Here is an 18312-nt window from a genome sequence, read left to right as displayed (position 1 = left end):
CGAGGACGGTAGGAGTCCTCGGCAGAGTGCGCAGAAATTACCGAACCCCTGTGGATAACTCAGGGGTTGTGGACAAAACAGATCACTCACACGAGTGATCAGCGCCACGAGGAGTTGACCAGAGCCCGCGACGCGGCACGCCCGGCCCGCTCAGCGCGGCGCGACGACCACCGCGAGCAACCCCGGCCCGACGTGCGCGCCGATCACCGCCCCCACCTCGCCCACGTACAGCTCCCGCAGCCCCGGCACCCGGGCCCGCAGCCGCTCCGCAAGCGGCTCGGCCCGTTCCTCGGCCGCCAGGTGGTGCACGGTGATGTCGACCTCCCCGCCCCCCGACCGCTCGACCGCGATCTCCTCCAAGCGCGCGATCGCCCGCGACGCGGTGCGCACCTTCTCCAGCGGTTCGATCCGCCCCCCGTCCAGGTGCAGCAGCGGCTTGACCGCCAGCGCCGACCCGAGCAGCGCCCGCGCCGCCCCGATCCGGCCGCCCCTGCGCAGGTGTTCCAGGGTGTCGACGTAGAAGAACCCGCTGGTCACGGCCGCCCGCCGGGTGGCGGCCTCGGCCGCCTCCGCCAGGTCCCGCCCGGCCGCGATCGCCTCGGCCGCCGCCAGCACCGCGTATCCGAGGGCCATGCCGACCAGTCGGCTGTCCACCACCCGCACGGGTACCGGCGCCTCGGCGGCCGCCAGCCGGGCGGCCTCCACCGTGCCGGACAGCTCGCCGGAGATGTGCACCGAGACGATGCCCTTCGCCCCGGCCTCGGCGGCGGCCCGATAGGCGGCGGCGAAGGCCTCGGGGTTCGGTCGGGAGGTCGTCACCCGCTGCTTGTCGCGCAGCGCCTCGGCGACGTCCTTGGGGGAGATCTCGACGCCTTCGCACAGGACCGCGTCACCGACCGCGACGCTCAGCGGGACCACCGTGATCCCGTACCGGTCGAGGGTCTCCTGCGGCAGGTAGGCCGTGGAGTCGGTGACAAGTGCGAGGTCAGAGGGCATGAGGCGGAGATTACTCCCCGTTCGTCCGGGAGGACAGCGCCCGGGTGCGAGCCCCGAAAGGCCCCGAGGACGCCGCCGGAGCAAGCACGCAGCACCCGCCGAAGCACCGCCGCAGCACCCGGCGCGGGGTGCTCAGCTCAGGCTCGGCTCGGCTCAGCTCAGCTCAGCCTGCCGTGGGCCCCGCCGACGGCTTCCGCAGCCGCTGGGCCAGCTTGGCCAGCGGGTCGGCGAGTCCGAGGAGCTCCTCGGCGCTCGGACGGCCCTTCCCGTCCGTCAGCCCGGCCCGCACAGCACCCCCGGAGCCCGCCCCCGAACCCGAGCCCGAGCCCGAGCCCGAGGACGCGGACGCGGACGACGCAGAGGAAGCAGCGGAGCCGGAGGCGGACGCGGACGACGACTCCCCCGAGGTGTCCCAGTGCCGCAGCGCCCCCGCCTCGCTCTCGCACTCCTGGCTGAGCCGGCTCAGCTCGTCGTCCGCGAACCGGTGCATCCGGTCCTGCGCGGCCCAGCGCATGGTCTCCGCGGAGTGGGTGATCCGTTCGGCGCGCTCGCGCAGCTCCGGCAGCTTGGCCGCGATCCGCGCGGTGTCCGGCTCCCGCTCCAGCATCCGCAGTTCGCCGTCGAGTTCGGCGGCGTGTGCGTCGAGCCTGCCGAGCAGGGCGAGGGACTCGCCGAGCTGGCCGTCCTGGGGGAGGCCGCTCTCCAGCACCTGCCGGGTGCCGTCGAGCGAGGTGCGCAGGCCGAGCCGGACGGCGGCGATCTGGCCGGGCGGTCCGACCTTGGTGAAGGTCTTCGCCTTGAGGGTGGCGTTCTCCACGGCGCGCCGGGCGTTGGCCTCGTGCCGCCCGATCTTCGTGGCGACGGCCTTCGCCGCCTTGACCGTGCCGACCACGGCCAGGACGAACGCCGCGATCCCGAAGAGCAGGACCAGGCCGATCATCACGCCGAACACGTCCATCGCGAGCCACCTTCCGCCACCGTTTCGGCCCCCACCGGACCCAACGCGGGCCGTACTGCCGAGGGTTCCACGGTAGCCGCCGGATCGGGCCCGGGGCGGACGGAACGGGCCCGGGCGGCGGAGATCAGGGACAGATCGGGGATCTCCCCGAGGGTTCGAGGGTCCTCCCAGGGCCCCGGGCACGAGCAAAGGGCGGGCGTCCCGAAGGACACCCGCCCCAGCAGCCTCAGCCGACCGACTACCAGCCGACCGACATCGGCCGCGCGACCTCAACCTCAGCCGACCGACCTAAGCCTCAGCCTCTCCAGCCTCAGCCCGTGACGATGTTCACCAGCTTCGGCGCCCGCGCGATCACCTTGCGCACCGGCGCCTCGCCGATCGCCGCGACGACGGCCGGGTCGGCCAGCGCCAGCGCCTCCAGCTCGGCGTCCGAGATCGTCGGCGCGACCTCCAGCCGGGCCTTCACCTTGCCCTTGAGCTGCACCACGCAGGTCACCGTCTCGTCCACCACGTACGCCGGGTCGGCGACCGGGTAGTCGGTGTGCGCCAGCGACTCGTCGTGGCCCAGCCGGCGCCACAGCTCCTCGGCGATGTGCGGGGCCAGCGGCGCGACGATCAGGACCAGCTGCTCGGCCACGGCGCGCGGCGTGGAGCCGCGCTTGACCAGGTAGTTGTTCAGCTCGATCGCCTTGGCGACGGCCGTGTTGAACCGCAGCCCGGCCATGTCGCCGCGGATGCCGTCGATCGCCTTGTGCAGGGCACGCAGCGTCGCCTCGTCCGGCTCCTCCTCGGTGACGACCAGGTCGCCGGTGGCCTCCGAGACGACGTTGCGCCACAGCCGCTGCAGGAAGCGGTACGAGCCGACGACGGCGCGGGTGTCCCAGGGGCGGGAGACGTCCAGCGGGCCCATGGACATCTCGTACAGGCGCAGCGTGTCGGCGCCGTACTCGTCGGCGATCTCGTCGGGGGCGACGGCGTTCTTCAGGGACTTGCCCATCTTGCCGGCCTCGCGCTTGACGGCCTCGCCCTGCCAGAAGTACTGGCCGTCGCGCTCCTCGATCTCGGCGGCGGGCACCGGGAAGCCGCGCTCGTCGCGGTAGACGTCGGCGGTGATCATGCCCTGGTTGAACAGCTTGTGGAACGGCTCGACGGACGAGACGTGGCCCAGGTCGTGCAGCACCTTGTGCCAGAAGCGCGCGTACAGCAGGTGCAGCACGGCGTGCTCGGCACCGCCGACATACAGGTCGGCGCCGCCGGCCGGCTTGGTGGCCGTGGGGCCGAGCCAGTACTTCTCGTTGGCCGGGTCGACGACCGCCGAGGAGTTCGACGGGTCGACGTAGCGCAGCTCGTACCAGCACGAACCCGCCCAGTTGGGCATGGTGTTGGTCTCGCGCCGGTAGGTGCGGACGCCGTCGCCCAGGTCCAGTTCGACGTTGACCCAGGCCTCGTTGCGCGACAGCGGGGTCTTGGGCGAGGAGGTGGCGTCGTACGGGTCGTAGGTGTGCGGCGAGTAGTCCTCGACCTCGGGGACCTCGACCGGCAGCATCGACTCGGGCAGCGCGTGCATGACGCCGTCCTCGTCGTAGACGATCGGGAAGGGCTCGCCCCAGTACCGCTGGCGGCTGAACAGCCAGTCCCGCAGGCGGTAGTTGACGGTGCCCTCGCCGATGCCGCGCTCGGCCAGCCAGGCGGTGACGGCGGCCTTGGCGTCGACGACGCCCAGCCCGTCCAGCGTCAGCCCGTCCCGGGAGGAGTTGACGATGACGGAGTCGTAGGTGTCGAAGGCGTCGTCCCAGGCGGCCGGGTCCTCGCCGCGCCCGTCGGTGGGCTGGACGACACAGCGCATCGGCAGCGCGAAGGCGCGGGCGAAGGCGAAGTCGCGGTGGTCGTGGGCGGGGACGGCCATGATGGCGCCGGTGCCGTAGCCCATCAGCACGTAGTCGGCGATGAACACCGGGACGGACGCGCCGCTGACCGGGTTCACGGCGTAGGCGCCGGTGAAGACGCCGGTCTTGACCTTGGCCTCGACCTGTCGCTCGACGTCCGACTTGGCGGCGGCGGTGGCGCGGTAGGCGGCGACGGCCTCGGCGGGGGTGGCGGCGCCGCCGGTCCACTCGGCGGGCACGTCCGCGGGCCAGGCGGCCGGGACGATCGAGTCGACCAGGCCGTGCTCGGGGGCCAGCACCATGTAGGTGGCGCCGAACAGGGTGTCGGGCCGGGTGGTGAAGACGGTGATCTTCTCATCGGAGCCGACGGCGAAGTCGACCCGGGCGCCCTCGGAGCGCCCGATCCAGTTGCGCTGCTGGAGCTTGATGGCCTCGGGCCAGTCCAGCAGGTCCAGGTCGGAGATCAGACGGTCGGAGTACGCGGTGATGCGCATCATCCACTGGCGCAGGTTGGACTTGAACACCGGGAAGTTGCCGCGCTCGGAGCGGCCGTCCGCGGTGACCTCCTCGTTGGCCAGGACGGTGCCCAGGCCGGGGCACCAGTTGACCGGCACCTCCTTGGAGTACGCCAGCCGGTACTCGCCCAGCAGTTCGTCGCGCTCGGCGGCGGACAGGTCGGCCCACGGGCGCCCGTCCGGGGTCGGCTTCGCGCCGGACTCGAACCGGGCGATCAGCTCGGCGATCGGCCGGGCCCGGCCGGCCTGCTCGTCGTACCAGGAGTTGAAGATCTGCAGGAAGATCCACTGGGTCCAGCGGTAGTACTCCGGGTCGATCGTGGAGATCGAGCGGCGCGGGTCGTGGCCCAGGCCCAGCCGGCGCAGCTGCTGGCGCATGTTGGCGATGTTGGCCTCGGTGGAGACCCGCGGGTGGGTGCCGGTCTGCACCGCGTACTGCTCGGCGGGCAGGCCGAACGCGTCGTAGCCCAGCGTGTGCAGCACGTTGTGGCCGGTCATCCGCTGGTAGCGGGCGTAGACGTCGGTGGCGATGTAGCCCAGCGGGTGGCCGACGTGCAGGCCCGCGCCCGAGGGGTACGGGAACATGTCCATGATGAAGCTGTGCGGCTTCGCGGCGACGTCTCCGGCCGCCGGGTCGGCCAGCGCACCGGCGGGGTTGGGGGCGTTGAAGGTGCCCTCCTTCTCCCAGAGGTCCTGCCAGCGGGACTCGATCTCCGCCGCCAGCGCGGCGCTGTACCGGAACGGCTCGGTCGCGGTCTCGGCCGTGCCGGACGCAGGGGTCGTCTCGCTCATGGTCCTTCAAGCTCCATCGATGTCAGTTGGCGAACCGCGGACACGGCCGGCCCGTGAACGGGGGCGGAAAACAAAAAATCCCCTCGCAGGAGGGGACGCCACGCCGACTCCGGCACCGCCCGAGGGCGTAACCGGTCCTGGTCAGCGCGGCCGGCTAAGGAGCAGGCGCACGGTTCGCATGGGCTCAGGGTACCGCAAGCAGATCAGCGCGCTCCCGGGTATCCACCGGGGCCCGACGGCCCCGGGCCCGCCCCCGCACGGACCTCACCGCCGGCCCGAGAAGCCCCCCACCACACGCAGCCCCCGCCCCACCGACGCCGCCCCCGCCAACGCCGCGCCCGCCACACACAGACCTCACCGCCCCGCCGACGCCGACGCCGCCCGCGTCGCCGCGTCGAAGTCGCGCAGCGCCCGCGCCAGCCGCTCGGACTGCATGCCCGCCGCGAGCGCCCGGGCGAGCGACGCGGTGCGGGCGGCCTCCCGCTGGTCGCCGAGGCGCCGGTGGGTCTCGGCGAGGCGGACCATCAGCAGCGCCTTGGACCGCCCGCGGCCGGCCCCCAGCCCGGCGACGGCCTCGGCGAGCAGCGCCTTGGCCATCCGGTGCTGGCCGAGTGCCAGCCGGCCCTCCCCCACCATCCCGGCGAGTTCGGCGCGGGCCGCCTCCGTACCGGGCACGCCGTCGAGTTCGGCGAAGGCCCGGGCGGCGGCGGCCTCGGCCTGCTCGGCCTCGCCCCGGCGGCCGTGCGCGCGGGCGATCCGGCCGAGTTGCCGGGCCCGGCCGACGGGGCTCAGTACGGAGCCGTGCCGGGCCAGGGCGGTGTTGAGCGCGGCGACGGCGTCCAGGCCGCGCCCTCCGGTGCCCTGGGTGGCGAGCACCACCAGGCCGCCGAGCACGGCGACGCCGAGCCGGGCGTCGCCGCTGACGTGGGCGGCCCGCAGGGCGGCGACGAAGGCGCGCTGGGCGGCCGCGTCGTGGCCGAGGTCGTACGCGGCCCAGCCGGCCAGCCGGGCGAGCCGGCTGGCCGTGCCGTACAGCTCGCGGCCGACCCGTTCGTCGTAGGCGCCGAGTTCCAGCAGCTTGGCCAGCATGGCGAGTTCGGCCCGGGTGGGGCCGAGGACGAGTCCGCCGCCGCAGGAGCGTTCGAGCCGCTGCTTGCTGCGGTAGGACAGGCCGAGGTCGCCGACGAGGCCGGGGTCGATGCGCAGCGCCCCTTCGCCGCCCCCGACGGGCGGGGGCGGGGAGGCGAGCCGTTCGGCGGCCTGGTCGAGGTCGGCGCCGCGGAAGAGGTCGGTGAGGCGGACGGGCCCGGCGTCGGTGGCGGCTTCGCGCAGCGCGGTCTGGGCGGTGTCGGCGGTCCACGGGTCGGTGAGCAGCCGGGGCGAGAGGATCTTGGCGCCGCGGTGGCCGCCCATCCGGCCCCAGAGCTGTTCGTAGGTGACGGCGATGCCGAGGGTGCGGCTGAGCACTTCGCAGACGGTCTGGTCGTGCGGGCTGCGCGGCACCATGCCGCGGTCGCGCCACTTGTAGGGGGCGGTGGAGCTGATGGCCAGGCCTGGCGGCAGGGCGAGGCTCACCTCGCGGGCGAGCCGTTCCGGACTCCAGCCGAGCTGGTGCAGTATCCGGGCCAGTTCCTCGTTCCGCCTTCGCTCCAGATCGGCCATGGAACGACGGTAGCGGTCTTTCCGGTCCTTCCGCCGGTGGCGTGCGCAGAACGCCGAAGGGCCGCCTCCCATTTCGGGAGGCGGCCCTCGACTGCTGTGGAGCTACGGGGAATTGAACCCCGGACCTCTTGCATGCCATGCAAGCGCTCTACCAACTGAGCTACAGCCCCTTGACCTGCGATGTCACCGGAGGCTTTCGACCGTTTCCGTCCGGTTTCCCTCGGCGACATCGCCCACTTTACACGCTCCCGGGGGTGCTCCACGAATCCGTTCCCGGGGGCCCCCGTTCCCGCTCCCTCAGGCCCGCGCTCTCCCTCCCCGGAGCCCGCGCCCCCCACCCCGAGACCCGCACTCCCACCCCCGGGCCCGCGCCCCACCCCGGAGGCGCCCCGGCGACGGGAACTGGCAGACCCGCAGAGGCCCGGCAACGCGAGAGGCCGCCACCCGATGGGTGACGGCCTCTCAACTACTGTGGAGCTACGGGGAATTGAACCCCGGACCTCTTGCATGCCATGCAAGCGCTCTACCAACTGAGCTACAGCCCCGCGACACGGGCGCTCCTGATCGAACAGGATCGCTGGTGCGGAGTGGAGCTATGGGGAATTGAACCCCAGACCTCTTGCATGCCATGCAAGCGCTCTACCAACTGAGCTATAGCCCCGCAGTCGTCGGATCTCCCGCTTCCCTTCCGGGCCGCGTTCCTTCCCTGCGAACGAGGAAAACTCTAGCTGGTCAGGCCCGGAACTGCGAAATCCGCCCCTGCGAAGCCCCTGCACGCCCCCTGGCGAGCCCCCGGCAAGCCCCTGCATGCCCGCAAACCCCGCCCGCACCCCACCCCACCCCGCGGCGCGCCCGTCGCTCAGGCGTCGTCGCTCAGGTGTCGTCGCCGATGACCGGCTGCGGGAGCGTGCCCGCGTTGTGCTCCAGCAGGCGCCAGCCGCGCGCCCCCTGTCCGAGCACCGACCAGCAGCAGTTGGACAGCCCGCCGAAGCACTCCCACCGGACCGGGTCCAGGTCCAGCAGCCGCCCGAGCATGGTGCGGATGGTGCCGCCGTGGCTGACCACCACCAGCGTCCCGTCCTCCGGCAGCTTGTCGACGGCCTCCAGCACGACCGGCACCGAGCGGTCGGCGACCTCGGTGGCCAGTTCGCCGCCGCCGCGCCGCACCGGCTCGCCGGCCGCCCAGGCCGCGTACTCCTCCGGGAAGCGGTCGCGGATCTCGGCGTTGGTCAGGCCCTGCCAGGAGCCCGCGTAGGTCTCCCGCAGGCCCTCGTGGTGCTGCACGTCGAGGCCGGTGACCTCGGCCAGTTCCTCGGCCGTGCGCTTGGCCCGGGTGAGGTCGGAGGAGATCAGCAGGTCGGGGCGCAGGCCGGAGAGCAGCCGGGCCGCCCGCTGGGCCTGGAGGACGCCCTGGTCGGTCAGTTCGATGTCCGTGGTGCCCTGGAAGCGGGACTCCAGGTTCCACGAGGTCTGGCCGTGGCGCCAGAAGACGACGCGCGGCCCCCGCCCGTCCCGGCTCAGTGCAGGTCCTCGGGCTTGCCGAAGTCGTCGGCCGGGGCGACGACGTTGCCGGCCTCGTCGGTGTGGGCGTCGGGCCGGTTGCGCGTGGCCAGGGCGTCCTCGGGCAGCGGCAGCTCGGGGCAGTCCTTCCAGAGGCGGTCCAGCGAGTAGAAGGAGCGCTCCTCGGAGTGCTGGACGTGCACGACGATGTCCAGGTAGTCGAGCAGGATCCAGCGGCCGTCGCGCTCGCCCTCGCGGCGCACCGGCTTGATGTCCAGCTGCTCGCGCAGCTGGTCCTCGATCTCCTCGGCGATCGACCGGACCTGGCGGTCGTTGTTGGCGGAGGCGATCAGGAAGGCGTCGGTGATCGACAGCACCTCGCTGACGTCGAAGGCGATGATGTTGTGCGCGAGCTTGTCGGCCGCCGCCTGCGCGGCGACGGTGATGAGCTGCTGGCTGTGGTCGGTGACGGTCACGGTGTTCTTCCGGCTCGGCGGCTTGGGGGGCGACCCCTGGCTCCTGGCCGGGGGTCGCCTTCCAGGATCTCACGCCGCCCGGGCGGCCCCGGAACGCTTTTCCGGGGCCGCCCGGGCCGGAGGCCGCGGCCTACTGGCTCTTCGGCGGCTGGTAGTCCTTGCCGAGCACGACCACCAGGTCCGCGTTCTGGGCGTCGCCGACCTTCTTTACCGCCGTGTCCGGCAGTCCGAGGCTGATCGCCAGCGACTTCGCCGCGGCCTGCCGGGCGTCGTCGGTGTAGCGGATCTCACTGGCGGCCTGCGCGGCGGTCTTGGAGCCGGGCAGGAAGGTCAGGCCGGAGTTCACGATCTGGACCTGTGCGGCGGCCGCCGCCTGGTCGTTGCCGGTGGCGTCCTGGAGCGAGACCCGGGCGGGGGCGTCGGCGGAGGCCGCGGACTTCACGGTGCCGCCGAGCACGTCCTTGACCTGTTTGCCGGCGGTGGCCTCGTCCAGGCCGCCGTCCGGTTTGACGGTCAGCGCGGTGGTGCCGAGGTGGCCGTCCTTCGCCTGCTGGGCGAGCTGGGCGAGCACCCCGGCGAGGGCGTCCTCGGGCAGCGAGGGGTCGAGCACCGCGTTCATCCGGTGCACGTCGTCCTTGGCGTCCTTGAACTCGGTGGGCATGGTGCGCACCACCGCGTCCATCACCTGTCCGAACCGGGCCAGTTGGGCGTCCCGGTTCTCGCCGGTCGCCTGGAGGGTGGCGTAGGCGACCGCGGCCTTCCCGTTCAGCAGGGTGTTCTTGCCGGCCGCGGACAGCAGCTTGCCGTCCGGCTTTCCGCCCTCGTGGGTCTCGGCGTTGGTGTCCACCCGGACGCCGCCGAGCTGGGAGACCAGCATCTCCAGGTAGGGGGTGTCCAGCCGCCAGGTGCCCGCGACCGGGGCGCCGAGCACGGTGGACAGGCCGTCGCGGGTCGCGGAGGCGCCGATGCTGTCCATGGCCTGGCCGACGGTGGTGACCGGCGGGTCGCCGGGGCCGGGCAGCCGCAGGGTGTCGGGCAGCAGGAGCACGGTGCCCTTCTTCCCGGTGGAGTCGTTGACCAGCAGCGCGCTGGAGACCTTGCCCTGGAGGTCGCGCAGGTGGACCACGCTGACCTGGCGCGGACCGGCCGCGCTCGCCGCGGTCTGCTTGTCGCCGGTGAACCAGAGGTAGCCGCCGGTGCCGGCCGCCGCGAGCGCCACCACCACGCCGAGGCCGATCAGCCGGTTGCGCAGTCGGCGGCGGCGCTCGGCGCGCACCTCGCTGCGGGACTCGGCGAACTTCAGCCAGTCGATGACGTCCTCGGACTCCTCCCCCTCCTCGTCGACGAAGGTGAACTCGTCCGTGGGGTAGTCGTCCTTGGCGGCCTTGCCTCCAGGCTTGCCGCCGGCCTTGCCGGCCCGGGCCCCGCCGACCAGTTCGGACGGCGGCTCGGGCTTGGCGCCCGCCGCCTCGGCGGCGGGCCGGGGCACGCGCGGGCGCGGCGGCGCGGGGGCGACGGGGGCGACGGGCGCGGGCGCGACGACGGCCTCGGGCTCGACCGCCACCGGCGCACCCGCCGCCGGCGCGGCCGGGTAGGCCTGCTGCTGGTAGCCGCCCCCGGCCTCCGGCCCGGGCGACCCCCATGCGCCGTACGCCGGGTCCTGGTAGCCGTAGCCCCCCTGCTGCTGGTACGCCTGCACGGGCTGCCCGTACTGGTCGTACTGCTGCTGCGGGGGCTGCTGGTACGCCTGGTACGGCTGCTGCTCCTGGTAGCCGCCGTACGGGTCCGCCGTGTACACCGGCTGCCCGTACTGGTCGTACTGCTGCTGGTCGTACTGCTGCTGCTCCGGGAGCTGTTCGGGCTGCTGCTGGTAGCCCTGGTACTGCTGGTACTGCCCGGTCGACCAGTCCTCCGGCTGCTGCTGGTGCTGGTGCTGCCGGCCTCCGCCGCTTCGCTCGGTCACGCCCGCTCCTGGTCAGGTCCGGTGCGGCGCGTAGAGCGCCCGCTTGTCGATGTAGCGGACCACGCCGTCCGGGACGAGGTACCAGACCGGTTCGCCCTTGGCGACCCGGTTGCGGCAGTCCGTGGAGGAGATGGCCAGCGCGGGGACCTCGACCAGGGAGACCCCGCCCACCGGGAGCCCGGCGTCCGACAGGGTGTGTCCCGGGCGGGTGCACCCGATGAAGTGCGCGAGCGAGAAGAGCTCGTCGGAGTCGCGCCAGGAGAGGATCTGGGCGAGCGCGTCGGCGCCGGTGATGAAGAAGAGGTCGGCGTCCGGGTGCTGGGAGTGCAGGTCGCGCAGGGTGTCGACGGTGTACGTCGGGCCCTCGCGGTCGATGTCGATCCGGCTGACCGAGAACTGCGGGTTCTCGGCGGTGGCGATGACCGTCATCAGGTAGCGGTCCTCGGCCGGGGTGACGTGGCGGTCGCTCTTCTGCCACGGCTGCCCGGTCGGCACGAAGATCACCTCGTCCAGGTGGAAGGCGCTCGCCACCTCGCTGGCGGCGACCAGGTGGCCGTGGTGGATCGGGTCGAAGGTGCCGCCCATCACCCCGAGGCGCTTCTTCACCGGTTCCGGTCCGCCGGGATTCCCGGCCTGCTCTCCCATGCCGCCACACCTTACGCGACGCCCGTTACGGTGCGGGAACGCCCGGGTGGGGGTTGTCCGAAGACGCGTGAGGGAGCGGCCGGCCGGTACGCCGGACGCTCCCCGAGCGGCCCCGGGAGGCGGCTCAGCGGTCCCGGTTGAAGCGGGTGGTCACGAAGAGCAGGAGCGCCAGGATGAACAGTGCGGCGCCACCCGTCAGGTACGGGTTCAGGCTCTCGTGGTTGCCCCCCTCGCTCTCGGCGAGCAGGTTCAGGACGGGGAGTGCGGCGGCAGTGTTCATGGTCGGCGGGACCTTCTCGGCTCGGGTGAACGGACCAGGGGTTCTTCCGGGCCGGTGAAGGCCCACCTGTCATCGTACGGGGGCTTACCCGGCAACCGCTCGGCGGCCCACCGCCGCTGACCGGGCGTGAGCCCGAACCGGGGCGGCGGTGCTCAGTTGCCGCGGAAGGCCCGCGCCATGATCCAGACCAGCAGGCCGACGCCGACGAACGACGCCACCACGATGATCCGCAGGAACAGGCCCGGGCCGGCCTCGTTGGAGATGGGTGCGGCCAGGCTGACAAGCGCGTCGGTGGACATCTGCGGGGCTCCTCGAACTGCTCGGTACCGCGGCCGGATCCGGTCTCGGTTCTCCAGGACATTCAGGGTAGACCGGCCTCACACCGGCGCCGCCCACCGACCCCTGCGGCGTGGCCCGGCCCGCGCGTACGCTGCCCGTGGGGACGAGTACGCAACCGCGGACGTTGCAAGGACAGTCGTTGCAGGCGTAGACCAGCGGGGGCCGGCCGCCGAGCCGGGGCCGCCGTCGACCAGGAGGTACTCAGACCATGACCGACCCGACCGCGAAGACCCCGAGCCGGCGCCGCCAGCGCTTCCCCGACATCTCCACCCGCGCCTGGGAGCACCCTGCGGACCGTTCCGCCCTGGTCGCCCTGCGCAAGCTCACCGGCTTCGACGACGTCCTGCGGAAGCTCGCCGGGCTGGTGTCCGAGCGCTCGATCCGGCTGATGTTCCTGGCCACCGCCGTGAAGACCTCCGAGCGCCAGTTCCCCGAGCTGAACGACATGGTGCGCGACGCCGCCTACGTGCTCGACCTGGAGCAGGTCCCGGACCTGTACGTCACCCAGGACCCGACGGTCAACGCGTACTGCATCGGCATCGACACCCCGATCATCGTGATCACCAGCGGCCTGATCGAGCTGCTCGACGAGGAGGAGCTGCGCTCGGTCATCGGCCACGAGGTCGGCCACGCGATGTCCGGCCACGCGGTCTACCGGACGATGCTGATGATCCTCACCAACATCGCCACCCGGGTCGCCTGGGTGCCACTCGGCAACCTGGCGATCATGGCGATCGTCACCGCGCTCAAGGAGTGGTTCCGCAAGGCGGAGCTGTCCAGCGACCGGGCCGGCCTGCTCGCCGGGCAGGACGTCCAGGCGTCCATGCGCGCCCTGATGAAACTGGCCGGCGGGCACAACCTGGCCGAACTGAACGTCGACGCCTTCCTGGAGCAGGCCGAGGAGTACGACAAGGCCGGCGACCTGCGCGACGGCGTGCTCAAGCTGCTCCAGCTGCTGCCGCAGAGCCACCCGTTCGCGGTGGTGCGGGTCGCCCAGCTGAAGAAGTGGGCGGAGAGCGACGAGTACCGCTCGATCCTGGCCGGCGCCTACCCGCGCCGCACGGACGACCCGGACACCTCGGTCGGCGAGCAGTGGAAGGCCGCCGCCGACCACTACACGACCTCGGTGAAGGAGAGCAAGGACCCGCTGATGGGCCTGATCCGCGACGTGGCCGGCGGCGCCGCGACCGTCGGCGGCAAGCTCCGCGACACCTTCGCCGACACGTTCACCGGCGGCTCCCGCGGCGGTTCCGCCACCCGCGAGGACGGCCGCACCGACCGGGGCGAGCGCACCGACGGCTGACCCGCCGCACCCGCGCCGACGGCCGGTGCACCCCGCCCGGGGTCACCGGCCGTCGGCCTAGCCCGGCTGCCAGTGGTACACCGCCACCCCGGCCCCGTCCGCCACCCGCCGGTACCCGCCGCCGTCGACCAGCCCGGCCAGGAACCGCCGCTGCTCCGCCACCGGCACCGGGAAGCCGTCCGGCTCCTCCAGCACCGCCACCCACTCCGCCACCGGCCGCCCCCAGCCGCCCGGACCGCCCGCCCCTCCCGGCCCACCCGGCGGCGTCAGGTACGGGAACAGCGACACCGTGCAGCGCCCGGTCAGCTGCGGCGCCAGACGGTTGGCGGCGGCCACCCGGGCGCCGTCCGGGACGACCGCCAGCACCCGGCGCACCTGCGCCGCCCGTCCGTCGCCCCGCCAGGCGTCCCCCGACAGCACGCCCGCCACCGGGCCGGTCGCGGTCAGCGCCACCGTGACGGCGAGCATCCCCGCCGCCACCGGCAGCCCCCGGCCCAGTCGGCCCAGCCGGGACAGCCGGGGCAACAACAGGCCCGCCCCGTGCAGCCCCGCCGTACACAGCAGCGGCACCAGCACCGCGTCGTAGTGCTGCCCGGTGCGCCAGAACGCCGGATTGTCCACCCAGAACCGGGCCGCCAGCAGCACGCCCGCCAGCAGCACCAGCGGCGAGCGCAGCGCCAGCAGCAGCGTCGGCGCCAGCAGCAGCAGGACGGTCAGCGCCTTGACCGCCGGGAACAGCAGCCGCGCCAGCGGGTTCCCGCCGTCGAACTCCCCCATGTGCCCGTACGTGTACTCACCGCCCGGGTTGAGCGCCGGGATCACCACCAGGGTGACCAGCAGCCCGGCCGCCACCGCCGCCAGCACGGTGACCGCCCCCAGCCGGCGCCGCCCGCGCCACCACACGTAGCCGCCGACCGCCGCGACCAGCAGCGCCTGGTCCTCCTTGACCAGCAGCAGCGGCAGCGCCCACGCCACCGCCGGGCCGTACCGCTCCCGGGCCAGCGCCACCACCGCGGCCGCCGCGAGCGGCACCGCGAAGGCCACCTCGTGGAAGTCGAACGCCACCGCGCTCTGCAACCCCGCCGACAGCCCGTACGCGACCCCGGCGACCGCCCCGCCCGCCGGCCCCAGCACCCGCACCGCGTACCCCGTCACCGGCACCGCGGACAGCGCCACCAGCACCGCCTGCGCCACCAGCAGCGTGCCCGCCCCCGGCCAGAGCCGGTAGAACGGCGCCAGCACAGCCAGCACCGGGCTGAAGTGGTCGCCCAGGAGGTTGAAGCCCGTGCCCTTCAGCGCGACCACCGGTGCTTCGAGCCGGGCGTAGGCGCGCACCGCCTCCTCGAAGATGCCCAGGTCGAAACCCGCACTCTCCAACCGGCCGTATCTGGTGAGCGAGACGGCCGCGTACAGCGGGGCGAGCAGGGCGGCCACCGACCACGGCAGCACACGTCGGAAATCCATGACCCGGACGCTAGGAATTCCCCGCTGAAGGGAAACTGAGGAAAGCTGAGGAAAACTTCAGCTCGGATATCCCGGGCAAGCCGGTCAAGGCCGTTGCGGGAAAACGGAATTCCCTTAAGGATGTCCGTCATGCGGCTACTGATCATCGAGGACGAGGAGCGGCTCGCGCAGTCCCTGAGGCAGGGGCTGGCGGCCGAGGGATACGCGGTCGACCTGGCCCACGACGGCGCCCGGGGGCTCGAACTCGCCCTCACCGAACCCTATTCGGCGATCGTGCTCGATCTGATGCTGCCCGGCCTCAACGGCTTCAAGGTCTGCCGCGAACTGCGCGCCGCCGGGAATTCTGTACCGATTCTGATGCTCACCGCGAAGAACGGCGAGTACGACGAGGCCGAGTCGCTGGACTGCGGCGCCGACGACTTCCTCAGCAAGCCGTTCTCCTACGTCGTGCTCACCGCCCGGCTGCGCGCCCTGCTGCGCCGCGGCGCCGCCGCCCGCCCGCCGGTGCTCGCGGTCGGCGCGCTGCGGATCGACCCGGCGGCCCGCCGCTGCACCGCCGCCGACCGACAGGTCCGGCTCACCACCAAGGAGTTCGCCGTGCTGGAATGCCTGGCCCACCGCCCCGGCGAGGTGGTCCCCAAGGGCGGCATCCTGGACACCGTCTGGGACGCCGCCTTCCGGGGCGACGTGAACATCGTCGAGGTCTACATCGCCGCCCTGCGGCGGAAACTGGACGTGCCCGGCGTCGGCTGCCGGATCGAGACGGTGCGCGGCGCCGGATACCGGCTGGTGCCCGATGCGCACTGACCGCCTCCGCCCGCTGCTGCGCCCCTGGCACCGCTCCTCGCTCCGCGTCCGCGCCGCCCTCGGCGCGGCCCTCGCCTCGGTGCTGGCCTTCTCGGTGGCCGCCCTCTGGGTCGGCGGCGCGGTCCACGACCAGTGGACGGCGGTCGCCGAGAAACAGGCCCAGGACAGCGCCGAGCTCGTCGCCCACGACATACCCACCGGCGCCCAGACCTGGACCTCGACCCTGAAGGAGTCGTTCCTGCTGGTACTGGCCGACGGCCAGGTGGCCTTCCCGCTATCCCCCAACGGCCGGGGCAGCATCACCATCTACCCCAACAAGAAGGGGCTCGGGCCCAGCACCCTGCTGGGCGAGTACGCGGGCCTGCCACCCGAACCCTTCGCTCCCCTCCCGCCCTACCCCCAGGACGTCTCCCCCGCACACACCGAGCAGGTCCGGATCACCCTGCCCGACCACACCCGGCTGTGGCACTGGCCCGAGAACGGCCCCTCCCTCACCAGCCGGGACGTCACCATGATCAAGCGGGTCACCGACCCGGTCTCCTCCCAGGCCCTGCGGCAGTACACCGGCATCCTGGGCCTGCCGGAGCAGCGCGTCACCGTCTACCTGCTGGTCAACCCCACCGTCGCCGACCAGGCCGAGGACCGGATCACCGGCATCCTGCTGCGCTACGTGCTGCCCGGCGCCACCCTGTTCACCGCCCTGATCGCCTGGCTGGTCACCGGCCTGGCGCTGCGCCCGGTGGAGTCGATCCGCCGGGGCATGGCCCGGATCGGCGCCGGAGCCTTCCACGAGCGGGTCCCGGTGCCGCCCTCGCGGGACGCCATCGCGCGGCTGGCCGAGACCACCAACACCACGCTCGGCCGCCTGGAACACGCGATCGACGAGCAGCGCCGGCTGGTCTCGGACGCCTCGCACGAGCTGCGCAGCCCGCTGGCCGCGCTGCGCAACTCGCTGGAGGTGCCGCTGGCCCACCCGGCGGGCGTGCAGTGGCCGCAGGTGGTGCGCGACGCGCTCACCGGCACCGAGCGGCTGCAACTGCTCACCGACGACCTGCTGCTGCTCGCCGCCGTCGAGGAGCCCACCGGGCCGCTCGGCGGCGAGCCGGTGGACCTCGCCGACCTGGTCGGCGAGCAGGTCGCCGAACGCGCCCACCCGTCCACCGGCGGGCCCGCCTTCCTGGCCGTCTCCCTGGAGCCCGCGCCCGTCCCGGGCAGCGAGCTGCGGCTGGGCCGGCTGGTGCGCAACCTGCTCGACAACGCCGCCCGGCACGCCGGCACCGCCGTCGCGGTCTCGGTGACCGTCGAGGACGGGCACGCCGTGCTGACCGTCACGGACGACGGCCCGGGCATCCCGCCCAAGGACCGGGAGCGGGTCTTCGACCGGTTCGTCCGGCTGGACGACGCCCGCTCCCGCGACGCCGGCGGCGCCGGCCTGGGCCTCGCCCTGGTCCGCTCGATCGCCCGCGGCGTCGACGGCACCGCCGCCTTCACCGACCCGCCACCGCCCGGCCCGGGCGCCCGCGCGGTGGTCCGCCTCCCACTCGCCGCCGACGCCCCGGACACGCCCTAGCTAGGGCGCCAGCACCCCGCACACCTGCCAGGCCGGCTGCGCGTGGTTGCCCGGATCGATCGGCGCCGGCGGCGGGACCTGGGTGCCCTGCGGGGTGGCCAGCACCGGCTGGAGGAAGCCGGCCATCGAGGTGGTGCAGGGCTCCGGCCCGGCCTGGATCACCGAGTCCACCAGCCGCAGCTGGGCCGAGGCCAGGTCGACCCGGTCGAACTGGAAGGTCAGCTGCCGCCGGACGGTCTCCAGGGTGACGGGCGCACCGGCCGCGGCTCCGGCCGGCTTCAGCGCGTAGACGAAGGTGTGGTCGGTGGTGATCTGCAGCGTGCCGCCGTCGGCCTCGTCGATCCGCATCGCGCCGGTCACCTTCACGGTGTCGGCGGCCAGCGCGACCTGCGCCGGGTCGAAACGCACCAGCCAGCCGGTCAGCGCGTGGTGCCGGTCGTCGACCGACTGGGTCACGCTGGTGTCGAACTGGGCCTGCTCCCCGGGGGTGACGAAGGCCCGCACATCGGCGGTCGCGCCCTGGACGAGGGTGGCCGGGGCCAGCGAGGAGGCCACCAGGTAGCGCTGGACGGTGTCGAGCGCCTTGGTCACCTCGACCCGGCTGAAGTGCTCGGTGGCGGCCCCGGTCGGGGTGCCCAGCCCGATCGCCCCGTCGCTGTACCCGACCGGCAGCGCGGCGAACGGGTTGGCCGGGTCGGCGACCGGCCGGACCACCGAGGCCGGGCTCAACGCGACCAGGCTGACGGTCAGTTGGCTGCCCTCGGGCCGGGCCGAGATCCGGTTCGGCGAGCTGACCCCGAAGTACACCGCGGCCCCGAAGGCCAGCAGCACGAGCAGCAGCAGGGCGAGCGCCTGCCGCGGCACGCTGCCCAGCGGGCCGAACCGCACCCGCGGGCGGGTCGCCCGGCCGAAGGAGCCGGCCAGCCGCTCCCGGGCGGACAGCTCCTGGATCCGGGCAGCCCGGACGAAGGACTCGTCGAAGACGACGGACCGGAACTCGTCCTCATTGCCGGAACCACCGTCGGGCGCACCCTCAGGAGGCTCTCGCGGGTCACCCATGACACCAGGGTAAGGCGCGCCGTCGCCCCTCCACGAGGGTGCGACCGCAGATTCCCGGGAACGCCCCGCAACCGCCCGCCCCGGCGCGCACCACCCC

At 73.3% G+C, this 18312-nt stretch carries 15 protein-coding genes and 3 tRNA genes; 3 read left to right on the top strand and 15 right to left on the bottom strand.

Features of this window, described 5'->3' with window-relative positions; translation table 11 throughout:
• Positions 1–150 precede the first annotated feature (150 nt).
• From AB0R04_RS10685 to AB0R04_RS10625, 13 genes are all read right to left on the bottom strand, one after another.
• On the bottom strand, positions 151–996 hold the full coding sequence (locus AB0R04_RS10685) for a DegV family protein (protein ID WP_063347537.1): 846 nt from the start codon (positions 994–996) through the stop codon (positions 151–153).
• Positions 997–1159: 163 nt separating this feature from the next.
• The gene (locus AB0R04_RS10680; RefSeq protein ID WP_363369910.1) at positions 1160–1954 is read right to left on the bottom strand and encodes a hypothetical protein; all 795 of its coding nucleotides are present in this window, start codon (positions 1952–1954) and stop codon (positions 1160–1162) included.
• A 310-nt stretch (positions 1955–2264) separates the two neighbouring features.
• The gene (gene leuS, locus AB0R04_RS10675) at positions 2265–5147 is read right to left on the bottom strand and encodes a leucine--tRNA ligase (protein ID WP_363369908.1); all 2883 of its coding nucleotides are present in this window, start codon (positions 5145–5147) and stop codon (positions 2265–2267) included.
• Positions 5148–5501: 354 nt separating this feature from the next.
• Positions 5502–6809, bottom strand: a complete 1308-nt coding sequence (locus AB0R04_RS10670) for a hypothetical protein (protein ID WP_363369906.1) — start codon at positions 6807–6809, stop codon at positions 5502–5504.
• A 97-nt stretch (positions 6810–6906) separates the two neighbouring features.
• Positions 6907–6979: transfer RNA gene (locus AB0R04_RS10665), tRNA-Ala, on the bottom strand.
• Between the two features lie 302 nt (positions 6980–7281).
• Positions 7282–7354 (bottom strand) — tRNA-Ala (locus AB0R04_RS10660).
• Between the two features lie 43 nt (positions 7355–7397).
• Positions 7398–7470, bottom strand: a tRNA-Ala gene (locus AB0R04_RS10655).
• Between the two features lie 212 nt (positions 7471–7682).
• On the bottom strand, positions 7683–8330 hold the full coding sequence (locus AB0R04_RS10650; protein ID WP_363370063.1) for a histidine phosphatase family protein: 648 nt from the start codon (positions 8328–8330) through the stop codon (positions 7683–7685).
• A complete protein-coding gene (rsfS, locus tag AB0R04_RS10645; RefSeq protein WP_063347541.1) occupies positions 8327–8785 on the bottom strand; it encodes a ribosome silencing factor in 459 nt (152 codons plus the stop codon). Before rsfS ends, AB0R04_RS10650 begins: the two co-directional genes overlap by 4 nt.
• Positions 8786–8915: 130 nt before the next feature.
• A complete protein-coding gene (locus AB0R04_RS10640; protein ID WP_363369904.1) occupies positions 8916–10748 on the bottom strand; it encodes an LCP family protein in 1833 nt (610 codons plus the stop codon).
• A gap of 12 nt (positions 10749–10760) precedes the next feature.
• Positions 10761–11393: a nicotinate-nucleotide adenylyltransferase gene (gene nadD, locus AB0R04_RS10635; protein ID WP_063347543.1), complete on the bottom strand. Its 633-nt coding sequence runs from the start codon at positions 11391–11393 to the stop codon at positions 10761–10763.
• A gap of 124 nt (positions 11394–11517) precedes the next feature.
• A complete protein-coding gene (locus tag AB0R04_RS10630; protein WP_167745857.1) occupies positions 11518–11673 on the bottom strand; it encodes a hypothetical protein in 156 nt (51 codons plus the stop codon).
• 152 nt (positions 11674–11825) lie between these two features.
• Positions 11826–11972, bottom strand: coding sequence for a hypothetical protein (locus AB0R04_RS10625; RefSeq protein WP_159398425.1), 147 nt, complete (start codon positions 11970–11972; stop codon positions 11826–11828).
• 248 nt (positions 11973–12220) lie between these two features.
• On the opposite strand from AB0R04_RS10625, the gene AB0R04_RS10620 reads away from it, so the two are divergent.
• On the top strand, positions 12221–13315 hold the full coding sequence (locus tag AB0R04_RS10620) for a M48 family metallopeptidase (RefSeq protein ID WP_363369902.1): 1095 nt from the start codon (positions 12221–12223) through the stop codon (positions 13313–13315).
• A 57-nt stretch (positions 13316–13372) separates the two neighbouring features.
• Here the strand turns inward: AB0R04_RS10620 and AB0R04_RS10615 are convergent, their stop codons facing one another.
• On the bottom strand, positions 13373–14779 hold the full coding sequence (locus tag AB0R04_RS10615) for a DUF2079 domain-containing protein (RefSeq protein ID WP_363369900.1): 1407 nt from the start codon (positions 14777–14779) through the stop codon (positions 13373–13375).
• Between the two features lie 129 nt (positions 14780–14908).
• Here AB0R04_RS10615 and AB0R04_RS10610 point away from each other — a divergent pair, with 129 nt between their 5' ends.
• The gene (locus tag AB0R04_RS10610) at positions 14909–15586 is read left to right on the top strand and encodes a response regulator transcription factor (protein ID WP_363369898.1); all 678 of its coding nucleotides are present in this window, start codon (positions 14909–14911) and stop codon (positions 15584–15586) included.
• On the top strand, positions 15576–17156 hold the full coding sequence (locus tag AB0R04_RS10605; protein ID WP_363369896.1) for a HAMP domain-containing sensor histidine kinase: 1581 nt from the start codon (positions 15576–15578) through the stop codon (positions 17154–17156). Before AB0R04_RS10610 ends, AB0R04_RS10605 begins: the two co-directional genes overlap by 11 nt.
• Here the strand turns inward: AB0R04_RS10605 and AB0R04_RS10600 are convergent, their stop codons facing one another.
• A complete protein-coding gene (locus AB0R04_RS10600; protein ID WP_063347548.1) occupies positions 17157–18215 on the bottom strand; it encodes a hypothetical protein in 1059 nt (352 codons plus the stop codon).
• Positions 18216–18312: the final 97 nt, after the last annotated feature.

Origin of the sequence: Kitasatospora sp. NPDC056731 (genome assembly GCF_040687675.1) — a bacterium.
Classification (GTDB): domain Bacteria; phylum Actinomycetota; class Actinomycetes; order Streptomycetales; family Streptomycetaceae; genus Kitasatospora.
Note: the sequence above shows the minus strand (reverse complement) of the source record. Positions and strands in the feature narration are given on the sequence as shown.